This is a genomic window from Pseudomonas sp. NFACC14, assembly GCF_900106885.1.
Classification (GTDB): Bacteria; Pseudomonadota; Gammaproteobacteria; order Pseudomonadales; family Pseudomonadaceae; genus Aquipseudomonas; species Aquipseudomonas fluorescens_AA.
The window spans coordinates 119,759-135,647 of record NZ_FNOA01000007.1; the positions used below are offsets into that span (position 1 = coordinate 119,759).

Annotated in this window: 14 protein-coding genes and 2 pseudogenes; 2 read left to right on the top strand and 14 right to left on the bottom strand. The window is 61.1% G+C overall.

Translation table 11 applies throughout. The features are described 5' to 3' along the window. Positions 1-88: 88 nt before the first annotated feature. The 4 genes from mdeB to BLU85_RS13415 all read right to left on the bottom strand — a co-directional run bounded on the left by mdeB (position 89) and on the right by BLU85_RS13415 (position 4,863). Positions 89-2,785 carry an alpha-ketoglutarate dehydrogenase gene (mdeB, locus tag BLU85_RS13400; protein ID WP_092203046.1) on the bottom strand — a complete coding sequence of 899 codons (2,697 nt, stop codon included), beginning with the start codon at positions 2,783-2,785 and terminating at the stop codon, positions 89-91. Then, positions 2,782-3,204, bottom strand: a complete 423-nt coding sequence (locus tag BLU85_RS13405; RefSeq protein WP_092203044.1) for a hypothetical protein — start codon at positions 3,202-3,204, stop codon at positions 2,782-2,784. Before BLU85_RS13405 ends, mdeB begins: the two co-directional genes overlap by 4 nt. Positions 3,205-3,250: 46 nt before the next feature. Beyond that, on the bottom strand, positions 3,251-3,709 hold the full coding sequence (locus BLU85_RS13410) for a transketolase (RefSeq protein WP_092203042.1): 459 nt from the start codon (positions 3,707-3,709) through the stop codon (positions 3,251-3,253). Between the two features lie 137 nt (positions 3,710-3,846). Further along, positions 3,847-4,863 (bottom strand): 1-aminocyclopropane-1-carboxylate deaminase, encoded by a 1,017-nt coding sequence (locus tag BLU85_RS13415; RefSeq protein ID WP_060742854.1) that lies wholly within the window; start codon positions 4,861-4,863, stop codon positions 3,847-3,849. 199 nt (positions 4,864-5,062) lie between these two features. Between BLU85_RS13415 and BLU85_RS13420 the strand changes: the two genes are divergently transcribed. After that, a complete protein-coding gene (locus tag BLU85_RS13420) occupies positions 5,063-5,572 on the top strand; it encodes an Lrp/AsnC family transcriptional regulator (RefSeq protein WP_092203040.1) in 510 nt (169 codons plus the stop codon). 36 nt (positions 5,573-5,608) lie between these two features. Here BLU85_RS13420 and BLU85_RS31710 read toward each other — a convergent pair whose 3' ends face one another. The 6 genes and pseudogenes from BLU85_RS31710 to BLU85_RS13440 form a co-directional block, all read right to left on the bottom strand. Next, on the bottom strand, positions 5,609-6,469 hold the full coding sequence (locus tag BLU85_RS31710; protein WP_371914239.1) for a sensor histidine kinase: 861 nt from the start codon (positions 6,467-6,469) through the stop codon (positions 5,609-5,611). Further along, positions 6,470-6,967, bottom strand: a pseudogene (locus BLU85_RS31715) (response regulator transcription factor); the annotation flags it as partial. A gap of 48 nt (positions 6,968-7,015) precedes the next feature. Further along, a pseudogene (locus tag BLU85_RS31720) lies at positions 7,016-9,331 on the bottom strand (ATP-binding protein); the annotation flags it as partial. Between the two features lie 23 nt (positions 9,332-9,354). Next, the gene (locus BLU85_RS13430; protein ID WP_092203038.1) at positions 9,355-10,455 is read right to left on the bottom strand and encodes an ABC transporter substrate-binding protein; all 1,101 of its coding nucleotides are present in this window, start codon (positions 10,453-10,455) and stop codon (positions 9,355-9,357) included. A gap of 463 nt (positions 10,456-10,918) precedes the next feature. Then, positions 10,919-11,449 carry a DUF2867 domain-containing protein gene (locus tag BLU85_RS13435; protein ID WP_092203036.1) on the bottom strand — a complete coding sequence of 177 codons (531 nt, stop codon included), beginning with the start codon at positions 11,447-11,449 and terminating at the stop codon, positions 10,919-10,921. Between the two features lie 112 nt (positions 11,450-11,561). Continuing rightward, positions 11,562-12,188 (bottom strand): DJ-1/PfpI family protein, encoded by a 627-nt coding sequence (locus BLU85_RS13440; RefSeq protein WP_092203072.1) that lies wholly within the window; start codon positions 12,186-12,188, stop codon positions 11,562-11,564. A 126-nt stretch (positions 12,189-12,314) separates the two neighbouring features. Between BLU85_RS13440 and BLU85_RS13445 the strand changes: the two genes are divergently transcribed. Next, on the top strand, positions 12,315-12,959 hold the full coding sequence (locus BLU85_RS13445; RefSeq protein ID WP_256572871.1) for a TetR/AcrR family transcriptional regulator: 645 nt from the start codon (positions 12,315-12,317) through the stop codon (positions 12,957-12,959). On the opposite strand, the gene BLU85_RS13450 is transcribed toward BLU85_RS13445, so the two are convergent. The 4 genes from BLU85_RS13450 to BLU85_RS13465 form a co-directional block, all read right to left on the bottom strand. Next, on the bottom strand, positions 12,931-13,560 hold the full coding sequence (locus tag BLU85_RS13450) for a LysE family translocator (RefSeq protein WP_092203034.1): 630 nt from the start codon (positions 13,558-13,560) through the stop codon (positions 12,931-12,933). The two genes, BLU85_RS13445 and BLU85_RS13450, sit on opposite strands and share 29 nt — an antisense overlap. Before the next feature lie 130 nt (positions 13,561-13,690). Next, complete coding sequence (locus BLU85_RS13455; RefSeq protein ID WP_092203032.1) at positions 13,691-14,092, bottom strand: ExbD/TolR family protein; 402 nt, start codon at positions 14,090-14,092, stop codon at positions 13,691-13,693. 1 nt (position 14,093) lies between these two features. Then, complete coding sequence (locus BLU85_RS13460; RefSeq protein WP_371128535.1) at positions 14,094-14,813, bottom strand: MotA/TolQ/ExbB proton channel family protein; 720 nt, start codon at positions 14,811-14,813, stop codon at positions 14,094-14,096. Between the two features lie 52 nt (positions 14,814-14,865). Then, entirely contained in the window at positions 14,866-15,675 is an 810-nt protein-coding gene (locus BLU85_RS13465; protein WP_092203030.1) for an energy transducer TonB, read from the bottom strand. Positions 15,676-15,889 lie beyond the last annotated feature (214 nt).

Below are 15,889 nucleotides of genomic sequence, written 5' to 3' on the forward strand. Positions count from 1 at the left end.
GCTCGCGATGAGGCCAGCAAGCCCAACATCCCTGCGACTGAACCACCGCTATCGCGAGCAGGCGCGCTCCCACAGGTTGAAGCCGGCCTCAAGCGTCCCAAGGGGCCACGACGTCAACGTCAATGGCGTAGCGCGCAATGGCCTCGGCACAGACACTGGCGTCCAGACGCCCCTCATGCACCAGGGAGGTCAGCGCACTCAGGACGATCTGGTGGCGGTCCACCTCGAAGAACCTGCGCAGTTGGCTGCGGGTATCGCTGCGGCCAAACCCGTCGGTGCCGAGCACCGTGTAATGGCCATCAAGATAGCTGGCAATCAACTGGGGCAAGGCGCGTACGTAATCGGTACAGGCAATGATGGACGCCGAGTCGTGGAGGCATTCTTGAACATGACTGCGCTTGGCAGGTTGTCCGGGATGCAGCCGATTCCAGCGCTCCACTTCACGAGCATCACGTGCCAATTCGGTGAAGCTGGTAACGCTCCAGACCTGACTGTCGATCCCCCAATCGCTCGCCAGCAATTCGGCGGCGGCTATCACTTCGCGCAGGATGGCGCCGGAACCCAACAACTGAACACGTCCACGGGCATCCTCGACTTCATGCCGGGCGAACAGATACATGCCCTGGATAATGGCCTGTTCGACACCTTCAGGAAGGTTGGGCTGCGGGTAGTTCTCGTTCATCAAGGTGACGTAGTAAAACTCGTCGACCTGGCGCTCCAGCATCTGGCGCATGCCGTGATCCAGGATCACCGCGAACTCGCCGGCGAATGCCGGATCGTAAGCCCGACAATTGGGGACCATCGCCGCCATCAGATGACTGTTGCCGTCCTGATGCTGCAGACCTTCGCCACCCAATGTCGTGCGGCCTGCGGTGGCACCGAGCAGAAAACCGCGGGCCCGCTGATCCGCCGCCGCCCAGATCAAGTCGCCGATGCGCTGGAAGCCGAACATCGAGTAATAGATGTAGAACGGCAGCATCGGCAAACCATGCACCGAATAGCTGGTCGCGGCAGCAACCCAGGAACTGATCGCCCCCGCCTCGCTGATGCCCTCTTCGAGAATCTGCCCGTCCAGGGCTTCCCGATAACTGAGGATCGAACCAATGTCCTCCGGCTCGTAACGCTGCCCCACGCTGGAGTAGATGCCGATCTGCTTGAACAGGCTGGCCATGCCGAACGTGCGCGCTTCATCCGCCACGATCGGCACGATGCGCGGGCCCAGTTGCTTGTCCCGGAGCAAACCGCTGAGCATCCGCACGAAGGCCATGGTGGTGGACATTTCCTTGCCTTGGGCGGCGATGGCAAACCCGGCATAGCTATTTACATCAGGTACGGGCAATGACTCGCTGGCCGAAGGTCGCGCCGGCATGTAGCCGCCCAACGCCTGGCGGCGTGCATGCAGGTAGCGCATTTCCGCGCTGTCGTCACTCGGCTTGAAGAAGCTCAGGGAGATGGCCTGCTCATCGGTCAACGGCAGGTTGAAACGGTTGCGAAACGCGATCAACGCCTCACTGTCGAGTTTCTTCTGCTGGTGCACGGTCATCTTGCCTTGCCCGGCGTCGCCCATGCCGAAGCCCTTCTTGGTCTGGGCCAGGATGACCGTAGGTCTCTTGCCCTCGAGCATCGCACTTTGATACGCGGCAAAGATCTTCACCAGGTCATGACCACCGCGCTTGAGGCGGTCGATCTGCTCGTCCGTCAGGCCTTGGGCCAAATGCGCCAGGGCTTCGTCCTGGCCGAAGAAATGCTCACGGTTGAAGCGCCCATCCTTGGCCGCGAACGTCTGGAACTGGCCATCGACCGTGGTCGACAATGCCCTGACCAACGCGCCGTCTTTATCCTGGGCAAACAATCTGTCCCAGTCGGAACCCCATACCAGTTTGATCACGTTCCAGCCCGCGCCGCCGAACAACGCCTCGAGCTCGTCGATGATGCGACCGTTGCCACGCACCGGGCCGTCCAGGCGCTGGAGGTTGCAGTTGACCACCCAGACCAGGTTATCCAGCCCTTCGCGCGCCGCCAGGGTCAACGCCGACATGCTTTCCGGCTCATCCATTTCACCGTCGCCAAACACGCCCCAGACGGTCCGCCCCGAGGTCTTTTGCAGGCCGCGGTGTTCCAGGTAACGCATGAAACGCGCCTGGTAGATCGAGCTGATCGGACCGATCCCCATGGAGCCCGTCGGGAACTGCCAGAAGTCCGGCATCAACCAGGGATGCGGATAACTCGACAACCCCCGGGCGCCATTGGCGCGCGCGCCGATCTCCTGCCGATAGTGCTGCAGATCCTTTTCCTCCAGGCGTCCCTCGAGGAACGCCCGGGCATAGACGCCTGGCGCCGAGTGGGGTTGGTAGAACACCAGATCGCCGCCGCCGGTTGGGGTGCGCGCCTTGAAGAAGTGATTGAAGCCCACTTCAAACAGATCCGCCGCGCTGGCGTAACTGGCGATGTGTCCGCCCAACTCCCCATAGGCGTGATTGGCCCGGGCGACCATCGCCAGGGCATTCCAGCGCATGATCGATGCCAGACGCTCTTCGATGGCCAGGTCCCCGGGAAACACCGGTTGCCGCTCAACGCTGATGGTATTGATGTAAGGGGTGCCATGGCGCGGCCGCCAGCCGATATCCGAAGTGCTTGCCACAGCCAGCAGCATGTCGAGGATCTGTCTTGCCCGGCCCGTGCCGCCATGGGCCGCGACAGAGAGCAAAGCCTCACGCCACTCGGCCATTTCTTCGTCCTCGGCAGCCGGGCCCGGCCATTGGGCGTGGAGATCGGACAGGTTCATAGGCAACTCCTGCAGATGTCGGGTATCACTTCAAGGTGGCGCGAGTGGCTGCCTCGGGCGAGGCGTTTTACCTGCTCCACCGCGGCAATGACGGAGCGTTCGGCCGCTTCGTCCGGTGCGACCGGGTAGAGGCAGGGTTGGTCAATGGAAAGGTCGTGCAAGAAGCGCTCATCCAGTTCACCGAGCACCACAAAACTGTAGTCACTGTTGGCCATTTGCACGCCAACGAGCTTGCCCGTCGCGGTGCTCATCGTATCGACATGGATCAGCGCGACATTGTCGAAACAGCTGAACCCCTGATGGATCAAATCGATATGATCGCTATCGAGTCCGCTCACGATGACCACGATACGCGTACAACTGGAAGGCTCGCGCATCCACCTCATTGCGTGGGTACGCCCCTCGGCGGTTCGGCTCATAAGCGTTGCCTTTCTGGTTTCTACGGGCGAATTGACGAGGACTGGGTTAAATGACGCCGCGCGCCTGCAGCACGCTTTTAGCCAGACTCCGGGTCGCCGATAGCACCTCTTCCACCTGTCGATCCATCGCCGCAGTGGATGAGGCTATCGTTCCCAGTTCGACGACGCGCAGCGGGTGGCCGCAGACGGATCCCAGCCAGGTCAGGCCAGGCACCGTGCCGACTTCCAGTAAAAAGCTGCCGTGGGGGACGGTGCGCAACAGCTGGCTGGCATAACACGCGTCGCGCCCGGCGGACGGCTCCGGGCTGGACCCGACCCGCAACCAGTCGACCAGCAACGCCTCGGATTGCTTGACGGCCAGATAAGCCACCTGGTCCCAGTCATCTATCGTCACGTGCAGCTTGTCGATCATGTACTTGGGCAGCGCGGCGCTGGTCACGATGACCACCCCGGCATCCGCCGAAGGTTCCTTGATCCAGACTGCGGATTGCGATATCGCATGCATGGCGGTACTCCCGGCGGTTGGGTTGCAGCGGCTCGCTCCGAGCGGCGATCCGACGATGAGGCCGTGACATTCAACATGAATGCCAACTGCCCCACCGCTTCGTGAGCAAGCGCTCGCCTACAGCTCATTGGCGTGAGTCAGCCGTTGCGGAACAGGAAGCTGTAGGCATTCAGTGCCGGCGCCCCGCCCAAGTGCGCGTAAAGCACTTTCGAGCCTTCGGGGAACTCGCCACGGCGGACCATTTCAATCATCCCGTGCATGGATTTTCCTTCGTACACCGGATCGGTCAGCACACCTTCCAGGCTGCCGCACAGGCGAATGGCTTCTAGCGTACCGTCGTTAGGCAAACCGTATTCCGGATAGGCGAACCGCGTATCGAGCACCACGTCCTCTTCGGTGATTTCGCGGCCCAACTCCACCAGTTCCGCGGTATGCCGGGCGATACGCAGGATCTGTGCCTTGGTTTTCTCTGGCTTGGCCGAGGCATCGATACCGATCACGTTCTTCGAACGGCCGTCCGCGGCGAAACCGACGACCATGCCGGCCTGGGTACTGCCGGTCACGGAACAGACCACGATGTAGTCGAACTTGAAACCCAGCTGTTTTTCCTGCTCCCGCACTTCCTCGGCAAAGCCGACGAACCCGAGGCCGCCATAGGGATGCTCGGAACAACCCGCCGGGATCGGGAACGGCTTGCCACCCTGCTCCACGACATCGCTCATGGCCTTTTCCCAACTTGGCCGGATACCAATATCGAAACCTGCCGCATCAAGCCGCACGTCCGCCCCCATGATGCGCGACATCTCGATGTTGCCCACCCGGTCATACACCGCGTCGGAATAGTTCACCCAGTTTTCCTGCACCAGCACGCACTTCATGCCCAAGTGGGCAGCGACCGCAGCGACCTGGCGGGTCTGGTTCGACTGGATGCCACCGATAGAGACCAGGGTATCGCAGCCTTGCTCGATCGCTTCGGGAATCAGGTATTCGAGCTTGCGTGTCTTGTTCCCGCCGAAGGCCAGGCCACTGTTGCAGTCTTCACGCTTGGCATACAGCTCGACCTTGCCACCCAGATGTTCACTGAGACGCTTCAAGGGCGTGATGGGAGAAGGACCGAAGGTCAATGGATAACGTTTGAAACGATTCAGGTTCATGACTCTGCTCCTCGATATTGGATATCCAAGCGCCAGACCGAAAGTGAAAAGGCCACATTCCAGGCTCTTTCAGGAGGGGCTTCGATGAGTTCAATATTAAGAAGAATTCGAAAAATATGTGTTGCAAGTTTCTGCCATTTATAAAAACATAATTTCTACTAAAGCACATAAAACCTATTTTTAATGCTCGGAATTCAATATGAAAGCAACAAATACTCACAAGAAGCCGACTGCTTCGGCCCCGGTGCCGCATCCACTGGATCGAACCGACCGCGCGATTCTCAAGGTCCTGCAACGAGATGCCTCGATCTCCAACGTGGCGCTTGCAGAGAAGGTGAAACTGAGTGCCCCGGCTTGCCTCAGGCGTGTCGAACGACTCAAGCAGGTCGGCCTGATCAAGGACATCGTCGCACTGCTGGACAATGAAGCGCTGGATGCGGGGATGGTGGTCTTGATCGGCGTGGTGCTGGACCGTTCCACACCGGAATCCTTCGCCGCATTCGAGGCGGCCGCACAAAAAGTGTCCGGCTGCATGGAATGCCATGTGGTGACGGGAGAATTCGACTACTTCATGTTGATACGAACCAAGGACAGCAACAGCTTCAACCGGCTCCACGCGGAGCAACTGCTTTACCTGCCCGGCGTTCGCCAGATTCGCTCATTCATGGGGTTGCGCCAGGTCTTGTCGACCACCCACATTCCCCTTTGAGGCTCCAACCAGACCGGGCAGGCATCGGTTCGGTATTCATCGCTTGCTCAGCGAAGCATCAAGGGGAATATCAAGGGTAAAGGTTGCGCCCTGCCCAACCCCGTCGCTGTGCACGGTCAAGCTGCCACCCATTTCCTGCGCGGCCAGCGCGCAGCTGTGCAGGCCAAAACCGTGACCGTCTTTGCGCGTCGTGAAACCGTGGGAAAAAATACGTTTCAGGTGCTCAGGCGCAATCCCATTGCCGTTGTCGGCCACCGTGATGCGCAATACGGCCCCGTCAACGAGGAACGCGCTGAACGTGACGCATGGGCTGCGATCGATCACGCCGTCCAACGCCTGCTTGGCATTGCCGATCAGGTTCACCAGTATCAGCAGAACCCGGTGCCGGTCCAACGGCAGCAGGGGCAAGTCGGCAATGTCCTTGACCATCGCCACCTCCTGGCGCGCCAGCAATCCAGCACTCATGCGCAAGGCATCGTCGATCAACTCCACGACCGGCACGGTCTCGACAATACTGACGGCAACAGCATAGGACTGCTGGGCGGCGACAATGGTCTTGATGTGGTCAATGCCCTTGGTGAGTTGCCCGAGTTCTTCGATGATGCTCTGTTGCTCTACCGCCACGACCTCCGCCAACTTGAGCAGGTAGTCGGGCAGCATCTTTCCCTTGTGGTCTTTGGTGAGAAAATCGCTCAGGTCATGGACGTGTTCGTTCATCAGTTGAGCCACCTTGCCCAGCCCCTGGGCCTTGGAGGTGCGCATCTGGCTGCTGACCAGCTCTGCCGACACGTTCACGCTGTTGAGGACGTTGCCGACGTTGTGCAGCACCGTCGTCGCGATTTCGGCCATGCCCGCCTGACGGGATTTTGCGTGCAGTTCGGTTTGCACCTGGCCCATGCGCAGCGCCGCGCGTACGCGAGCCTTGAGCTCCAGCGGCGAAAAGGGTTTGGCGATATAGTCATCGGCACCACTCTCCAGCCCGGAGACGCAGGCCTCGCTACCGCCACGGGCGGTCACCAAGATCACGGGTAAATGAGCAAAACCGGCGCTGGCTTTGATCCTGGCTGTCAAGCCGAAACCGTCGAGCTGCGGCATCATCACATCCGAAACCACGACATCGAAGGGTCGAAGCTGCAGCAGCGCCCAGGCCTGCTCGCCATCGGTTGCGGTGGTGACGAGGTAATCGTCTCGCAAAAGCTCGCGGAGATAGGCCAGCATCTCCGGGCTGTCGTCGACCACCAGCACTCTGGATCGCGAGGCATGTTCCGGAGGCTGCTCATCGTCTGCGCCTTGGATCGAAGCCCGGTCGTCGCGACTGCCAAGGCGACCGTCATCGAAACGCAGATGACGCTGCTCGGTAGTGCTTGTCGTGCTCGATGACGATCGCTCGTGCATCGTGCTGGCTTCCGTCGGTACGGTGTTGGGCTCGGTCCCCAGCGGAAGTCGAACAAAGAAGCACGAACCCCGTCCGGGCTCGCTGTTGACACCGACTTCCCCCCCCATCAATTCGACCAGATCCTTGACCAGGGCGAGACCGATGCCTGTGCCGCTGTAGTGCCGCGTGGCGGAATTGTCGATCTGGGAAAAACGCTGGAACAGCAGCGGCAGTTTGTCAGGCGCAATGCCAATCCCCGAGTCCTGCACCGCGAGTTCAAATCGCTCGCCATCGAGCGGCGTGACAGCCAGGTGCACCGTGCCGCCGGCCGGTGTGAACTTGATGGCATTGCTCACCAGGTTGAGAAGAATCTTCTCGAAGTGTTGGGGATCTAGGAACACCGTGCCGAGCGTGGGATCGATGCTGCAAGTCAAGGTGCAGCCCTTGCCCTCGGCAACCATGGCGGCGTCTTCGGCCAGCACGCCCACCACCTTGTTCAAGTCAATGGGCGTTGGGCACAACTCGAACTTGCCTGCTTCAGCCTTGGAGAAATCGAGGATGTCGTTCACCCGGTTCATCAGGCGCAACGCGTTGCGTTGGGCGCGGTCGATTTGCACATGCCAGTCCGTTGGCGGGGTGGTCGCCGCCGAGAGCTGTTCCAGCGGGGCGAGAATGAGGGTCAGGGGGGTGCGCAGTTCGTGGCTGACCGTGGCCACGAAATCGCTCTTTGCCTGGTTAGCCGCCTCGGCCTGGTTGCGCGCCTGAATGAGTTCGATGGCCTGTGCCTCCAGCACCTCGGTCTGGTGGTGCAGCGTGTCGGTCCGTTCGGCGACCATTCTTTCCAAAGAGGCCTGGACTTGCTGTCGCTCGGCCTCGGCTTCGGCCTCCAACACCCGGATGCGCAGGGCATTTTCCTGGAACACCCGTACGGCGCGGGTCATGATTCCAATCTCGTCGCCGCGTCCGGCGCTGGCGATCTCGGCGTTCAGGTCGCCAGCCGCAAGCCGGCGCATGACCGAGGCCAGGGCCACGATGGGTTGAGCGACAAATCGCGACGTGCTCCAGGCGATGGCGCCGGCCAACAGGATGGCGACGGTCCCTGCGACGATCGTCGCAAGCATGCCGCGATCGTTGTGGACCAAGGCGTCGGAGCGCGCTTGACCGGCGAAACGCGCCACCAGCAGGCCGGCGCTCCGTGCCTCGTTGCGAACCTGGTCGCGCGCGTCGCTCAAGGCGTTGCTCGCCTGATGGAACCTGGCGAATGCCGCCCGGTAGCCGGCGATCTGATCGCTGACCGTCAGGGGCGTTGCCTTGGCCTGCAGTCCTACGGATGCCGGGAGAACCCGAGAGAGCCGGGAGAGCTCGTCCAGGATGTGGTCGACAGCGTCGGCGACCTCGGCCGACGGTGACAGGCGAAACGACAAGGTCTGCGCCTCCAGGGTGGCAACACGCTCGGCGAAACGCTTGGACAATGCGGCGGCATTTTGCAGCAAACCGGTTGCTGCCTGAATGTCGCTGGCGTCATGGACAACGTGCCCTTCCACTTCCTCCAACATTGTCTCGAGGCGCTCGGCCGTCTCCCCGATGGCGGCGAGATACCGCAAGGCCTCGCCTCCCCGGAGCTTGGGCGCCTCGCCAAGATTCCCGAGCGCCACGCTGGCCGCGTCGAGCGCGGCGGCCAACTGGTCCAGGGCCTCTCTCTGCTGCGGTGTCCCCATCAACTCGCGCAATTGTTCGACCACGGGCCGGAGTGCCGCGCTGGCGTTGCGCGCAGCAGTGGCGGCCGCCCCGTCACCGGTCACCAGCATCCTGGCCACATTGGCGGTGATGATCCGTTCGCCGTTGCGCAGGATATCCAGGATGCGATGGGCGCTTTCGATGTCGCTCACCCGCGCCTCGTGCTCAGCGGTGCGGGACTCAAGCCCCTTCAACCCATCGGCGATGCCCTGTTCGACGAGGATCGTCGCCTCTCGCATCCGGCTGTAGTGGGCGGTCATGTTCTCCGTTTCGCCATCCATGGCCAGGCTCGCGGCCCGCAAGGCGGCGATCGCCGTCGCGAGCCTTTCCAGACTGCCCTTGAGCGATTGCGCCTCTGCCACCGCAATGGCCGAGAGGCCGGCGATCGCCGTCGCCACCATGCCTTCGGCCTGGGACAGGCTTTCCTGGTCGCGGGTGGCGATGAAGTTCTCCACCCGCCCGGTGGCACCGTTGACCGAGGCGAGAATTTCCGCGGAATGGCTGGCGGAATCCACCGCACGTACCATGCCGCGCAGGCCGTAGAGGTTCACCAGCGACACCGCCAGCATCAGGAACACCAGCGCGGCGACCGCCAGGCCAATCCTGACGGCAATGGGCCTGTCCGTGGCGGGTCTGAATGTCGACATGGCGCCGCGCCCCCCGTCCGCCACTACGGTTTCGTCACCTCCGGCAAAGGCGTCGGCGGCGCCGTATGGTTGATGGCCGCGTCGATCATCGCCACCACGGAGGCCTGGTCATAAGAAGGATTGGCGGCGCCGCCCACCGGCATAGTAGCGAGCCAGGCGTCCAGGTCTTTTCCATCGATACGCACCAGCGGCACTTCGACGAACTTCGGCACCTGCTTGCCCGCCAGAATCTGCTGAGCCACCCAGAACCCCACCTGGGAGACGCTTGGGGAGGCGGAGACCGAGACGGTCTCGTAGCCATTGGCATCGCGCTCCTGTTTCCACAGGGCCAGTTCGTCCTGGCGATTTCCCATCACGATGATCGGCAAAGGGCGTCCTGCCGCCTTGAACGCCATGGCCGCGCCATAACCGTCGCCCCCTTGAGTCGCGACGGCATCGATGTTGGGCAGCGACGGCAACGCCAGCGCCACCTCCTTGCGTGCGACGGAAGCGGTCCAGTTGCCGTAGACGGTCTTGGCGAACTTCAGGCCCGGATAGTCGCTGGCGGCCTTGCGAATGCCGTCGCTGATGTTTTTATCGGTGGCATCGCCAGCAATGCCGCGGATCTCCAGCAGCGTTCCGCTCCCCTTGAGGCGCTCGGCGATATAATCCATTTCCACGCGGCCCATGGCGGACCAGTTGTAATCCACGGTATAGGCGCAGCTTTCGGTGACGAGGCTGGCCATGACCACCACCACGATGCCAGCGTCGCAGGCGTCGCGGATCACCCCGTTGAGGGCCGTGTCGGACGCGGCCAGGATGACGATGGCGTTCACGCCCTTGACGACCAGGTCCTGGATATGGGCCGCTTGTTCCGACGCCGAGTTGTTCGCGCTGACCACCGGAGCCTCGCGGATCAAGCCATCCTTCTGCGCCTGGGCCGCAATCTCCTGCCAGTTGCGCACCATCACCTTGCGGAAATCGCTGCCTGCGTAGGAGTTGCTGAAAGCAATGCTATGGCTTGCGGTAGGGGCGCGGGCGATGCCGCTGTCGGCAGCGTGGGCTGGATTGGCAGCAACCATCGCCAGTCCGGTCACGCAGCCAGCGAAGTGCCACAAGATTTTGTGGATCGGTTTGGTGTTCATATTGTTCTCCATCGTCCTTGGGATTTACCAAAAGTCATCCACTTGCACCTGTCGACAGCCTGGATCGACTGCTTGATCTGGTTTGGAGAAATCGGACTGCCGATTGGAGATCGTCGTCCCTGTGAATGGGTGCTCACGAACTGACGATAGGTCGCCCAGGGATCAAAATGCGCCGATGGACATCTGTTACCAGATTGCTCATTCGGTCATTCCAACGATAGAACCGGACATGTAGAACCAGACACATACAGACTCCTTCCCTTGGCGGCCGATCACTGAAACCCATACATTGCCTGCAGTGGCAATGAGCATAGTCGCAACGTGCCCGCTTCGCTCGTGGCCGTGGAGGATTTCAGCCAACCGAGCGCCCCACAAGGTCACACCGGCTACAACACCTGGATGGGCGAGCGCGGCATCCAGCTTGATTTCGGATAGCTTCCCAAAGAATAGGCGTTGATCCGCCTCAGGGGCAGGTCGCCAGAGGCCAACCGACGCGCGCTGCACGCAGCAGGCTGGCCCTGACAACCAAGCGGTGAAATGGGGCAATAACGAAGATGTAGGCCCGGCCTAGTCGGTTGTGGCACTGGACCACGGTTGAAAAAACCAGTTGGCGACTGCCTTCTGGCCCTGTCTCTCCGGCACATAGGATCGATAGCCGGAAGTCGAGGTGCTTGTCGTCCTCTCCCAACACGATTTCAGTCTGGTTGGTGCTGTAGACCTTGAAGGGTCCAATCCGATGAGCAAGTGATGCCAGGTGTCTGGCTGTCTTGAGACCAAAACAGGCAACGATAGCGTCTCGGACGCTCATGAGCCATCCGATCCAGGATGGCTGGTGAGAAAGAATGAAGCGAGCCAGCAAGTCCGGATCGCGGGATGTGCCCGCCGGGAGCCGAATCGCAAAAGCGTCCGCCAGGTCCATCGACGTGTAAAGGTGGGTGACGCCGGACCTCAAGGGGACCGGTACTGACACAATGAGCTCAAATTCTCGGGGCATCGGGGATCTCTCCTGGGTCTAACGACTGATTGGACGACATGCCATGTCGCGTTTCTGGTTGCGATGGTTTGTCGTAAAACGCTCCTTGTCGCCCGGTGGGTGTGTGTCAGGTTCAGAAATGGCTGGATGTTGTTGAGGCGCCCACTTTTCCTTGCCGGATACTGAGCTCGATCAAGGCATCATAGAGCGCTTGCTGCCCAGCGGGCAGAACGGGGCACAATGTCGCACGGCGCTTGTCGACATCGAACCAAGATTCAACCAACCATCCCACCAGATAGAGTGCCGAAAGGCATCCGCCCGCGGTTGCAACGTTTCCCTGGCATACAAGAGGCAGGTCCACGGGCTCGAGTCCCAGCGCTTGCAAGCCCGCTCGTGCATCCGGGTGTGTAGTTGCCTGGCCATTGAGCAACCCAAGCCGTTCGAGAATGAAAGCACCGGCGCATAGGGAGCCGATTCGCTGGCGCCTGGCGTCAAGTTCAAACGACGGCAGGAAATCTGGATCGGCAAGTGCAGCGGGTACCCCTTCCTTGCCACTGACGAACAATACCGCGTCGGCACTATTGGCCTCGGAAAGCGGACCGTGCACCGAAACAGGCAGACCGTGCGCCGAATGCACGACAGCACTGGAAGCCAATATTCGGACGTGCCAGTCCTCAGTGTTGCGGCCTAGAATGTCCCACATCAGGAACAGGTCGATATCCGTGAATTGGTCGAAAGCAACCAGAACGATTTTCTTCAAGGCGAGCTCCATGAAAAGTGCTGGCGTGCAAAACGCAACGGCCATCTTTGCGGGTGTTCGCAGCGTATCAATCGGTTGCGCACCATACACAGTCTGTATGGCACTCACTCTGGAGCGAAATAACCGGTGAAAAAACTAACTCGTCACCATTGGCTCGCGGCGGGTTTTGAGGCCCTCGACCAAATAGGGCATGTTGGCGTTTCGGCCGAGAGTCTATCGCGCCGATTGGGTGTGACCCGCGGATCGTTCTATCACCATTTCCGCAATCGCGAAGATTTTGTTCGCACCTTGCTGGCCGCTTGGGAAGAAGACTACACGGAACGCATGCTCGCTTATGCCGCCCAGGGTCGCAGCGCGGGCGAAATCTTGAAACGCTATTTGAGCATTGCCGCGGAGAAACAACCTGGGCGGGAGGTTTCCATCCGGGCCTGGTCGCTGCACGATCCGTTGGTAAGCGAGTTTCAGCAGCGTGTTGACACAAGACGACTGGACTTCGCGATACGGACGTGCCGCCGCTGGATCCCTATGCCAGGCGAAGCGGAAGTGATTGGTCAAGTGGCCCATCTGTGCCTGATTGGCGGTCAACAGGCAGGGCTGCGGCGTGATGCCGCTCGCTTCAACGGTTTCCTGCATCGAGCCTTTTCACTTTTCGAAGGGGCTCTTCCACCATGGCGGGTCTCTTCCCGCGCCCAAGCCGTCGATGACATTCAAGCGTCCATCGACATGCAGTGCGGCATTGGGCTCAAGCCGGATTGGAAACAGCCAACTTGAGCCCAAACGCGACAAAAACACCGCCCGTGAGCCGGTCGAGCGCCTTCAGGGCCGCCGGGCGCTTCAGGAAATTGCTCAGTGGCACCGTCGCCGCTACCAGAATGCCGAACCAGGCCAGCGTCAACAGCACGTGTAGCACCGCAAGGAAGAAGGAGTAGCTGGCCACGCTCGCGCCACTCGGAACAAACTGGGGGAGGAACGTGATGTAGAAGACACCTATCTTGGGGTTCAGCAGGTTCGTCAGTAAACCGCGAACAAAGGCGCCACGCGCAGAGGCCGTCATGTTCTCGTTCCCCTGCCCTTGCAGCGTCGTCCTGGGTCGCAACAGCAGTTTTACACCCAGCCAGACGAGATACGCGGCACCGACAATTTTCAGCGCGAGGTAAGCCCACTCCGAAGCTTGCAACAGGGCACCGAGCCCCAGTGACACCGCGGCTCCCCACACCAGACATCCGAGCACGATACCGATAGCAGCCATCGCCGCCGAACGTCGACCGCCGGTCGCTGTAGCGCGAAGCACCATGGCGGTGTCCACGCCGGGGGTCACGGTGAGCACTGACGCAGCAGCGATGAAGGCAAGCAGCAGGGATAAATCGCTCATTTGGATGTCCAGGGCAGTCGGCGGCCGTACGGTTATCCACTCTAGTTAGCCACTTGGCGTTCGGTCAAACGTTCTGTGTCGCCCGTCGTTCGAGTGATGTACACCAGAAACCCAAGACCAGCACCCGATCCTATTTCGCCGTTATCACCGACAACTTGCTGATCCCCGCACGCTCGATGGACGCCATGGCCCGGGCAACCTCGCCATAGTTCACCCCGTTGTCCGCCTGCAGTTGTACGCGTACATCCGGGTTTTTCGCCTTGGCGGCTTGCAGGTTCGACTCCAGCAGATCCGCCTGGATCTCGTCCTTGTTGATGAACACCTTGCCCTTGTCATCGATGCTCACCACCAGCGGGTCTTTCTGTTCCACAGGTGCCACTGACTCGGTCTTTGGCAAATTGATGGGAATGGCGTTGGTCAGCAGCGGCGCGGTGACGATAAACACCACCAGTAGCACCAGCATCACGTCCACCAGTGGCGTGACGTTGATCTCGCTCAGCACCTCATCATTGTCTTGTGTGGAGAAAGCCATCTCAGGATGCCTCCTTCACTTTCTGCGGGTTGCCGGCACGGGCTTTGTTCAGCGTTGGGTGCAGCAGCACGCGGAATGAATTTTTCTGCGCGAGGCTGTAGAAGTCGTGGGCAAAGTCGTCGAGGTCGGCGGCCGTGAGCTTCAGGCGACGCAGGAAATAGTTGTAGACCAACACCGCGGGAACCGCGACGGCGATACCCACGCCCGTGGCGACCAGCGCCGCACCAATCGGCCCTGCTACGGTTTCCAGACTGGCGGAACCGGCAGCGCTGATGCCCTTGAGCGCTTCCATGATCCCCCAAACGGTGCCGAACAGGCCTATGAACGGCGAGGTGCTGCCGATACTGGCGACCACGGCCAGGCCGGTTTCCAGGGAGCGGCGCTCCCGGACGATCTGTTGGCGCAGGGCGCGTTCGAGGCGGTCCTGGTGGTTGATGGCCTGGCTCAGGTCGGCGGCGTGGGGGGCATCACCGACCTGGATCGCGGCATAACCGGCCTGGGCCACACGGGCAGCGGCGCCGGGTTGGGTTTCGGCCAGTTCAGCGGCCGACTCGAGGCTCGACGCCGCCCAGAACTGTTTGTGGAACTTGCGATCCTGGGCCTTGAGGCGACCGAACTGCACGCCTTTGAGCAACGCCAGGCCCCAGGTTGCGACCGAAAAGGCCACCAGCAGCCAGATCACCGCGCTTTCGATGGATTCAAGTGGAGATGCTAATGCCATGATGTTTTCCCTCTGAACAGATCGCGGCGTGTGCAACACACCGCAGCAATAGTTAGTGAATCTTGAAATCGATGGGTACGCTGACCCAGCCGTTCTGGGCCACATCGCCCTGCTTGGCCGGCACAAAGCTCCAACGCTTCACGGCGGCCAGCGCGGCGTCGTCCAGTTGCTGGCGACCGCTGCTTTTCTGGATCTGGATCTCACCCGGTTTGCCGCTGGCCAGTACCTGCACCCGCAACAACACCGTGCCTTCCCAACCCCGGCGCTGGGCCAATGATGGGTATTCGGGCGCCGGGTTCTTCAGGTACGCGGCGTTGGCCGAAGCGGGGGTTACCGGAGCCGGTGCAGGGGCTGCGACTGGCGCGGGAACCGGTGGCGCAGGCGTGGGAGGCGCAGGCGGTTGCTCCACCGGTTTGGCGACCGGCTTAGGCACAGGCTTGGGTACCGGCTTGGGTTTCGGAATCTTTTTCGGCGCCGGCTTGGCGGCCAACTCATCCACGACTGGCGGCGGTGGCTCGACCACAGGTGGCGGCGGTGGTGGCGGCACGGGCGGCGGCGGTTCGACCACCGGCGGCGCGGGCTGGGAAAATTCGATGGTCATCGGTGGGATTTCCGGTGGCACAATCGGCAGTACCGGGGTGGGCTTCTGACTCACCCAATAAATCACCGCACCATGCAGGGCCACTACCAGCAACCCCAGCAGAATCCCTTCGCGCCGACTCGAAAAGCGCTTGGGGGGACGCTGCAAGCGCAGTTGCCCCAACGGCGCACGGTGCGGCCGGCCAAGGTCGACCAACTCACCACCCGGTGCCTGGCGCCATTGCGCCTCGTGTGCACTGGCGGTGGCCTGGACATTGCCCATTGATTCACTCCCTACGGTTTTTGAAACAGAAATCGACAGGCCTGCGTGGAAGGCCGTCGAGGGCTAAATGATCGGGGCTAGCCGCTTATCTCTTAAAGTAATCTTTAAAGTTATACATATACCCAAAATGAATAATTGAAACTCACGCACACGCTAAAGCCGCGGCCCGCGTGGCCTGGCGCCGAGACACAATTTTTCGATGCTTTTTCAGGCA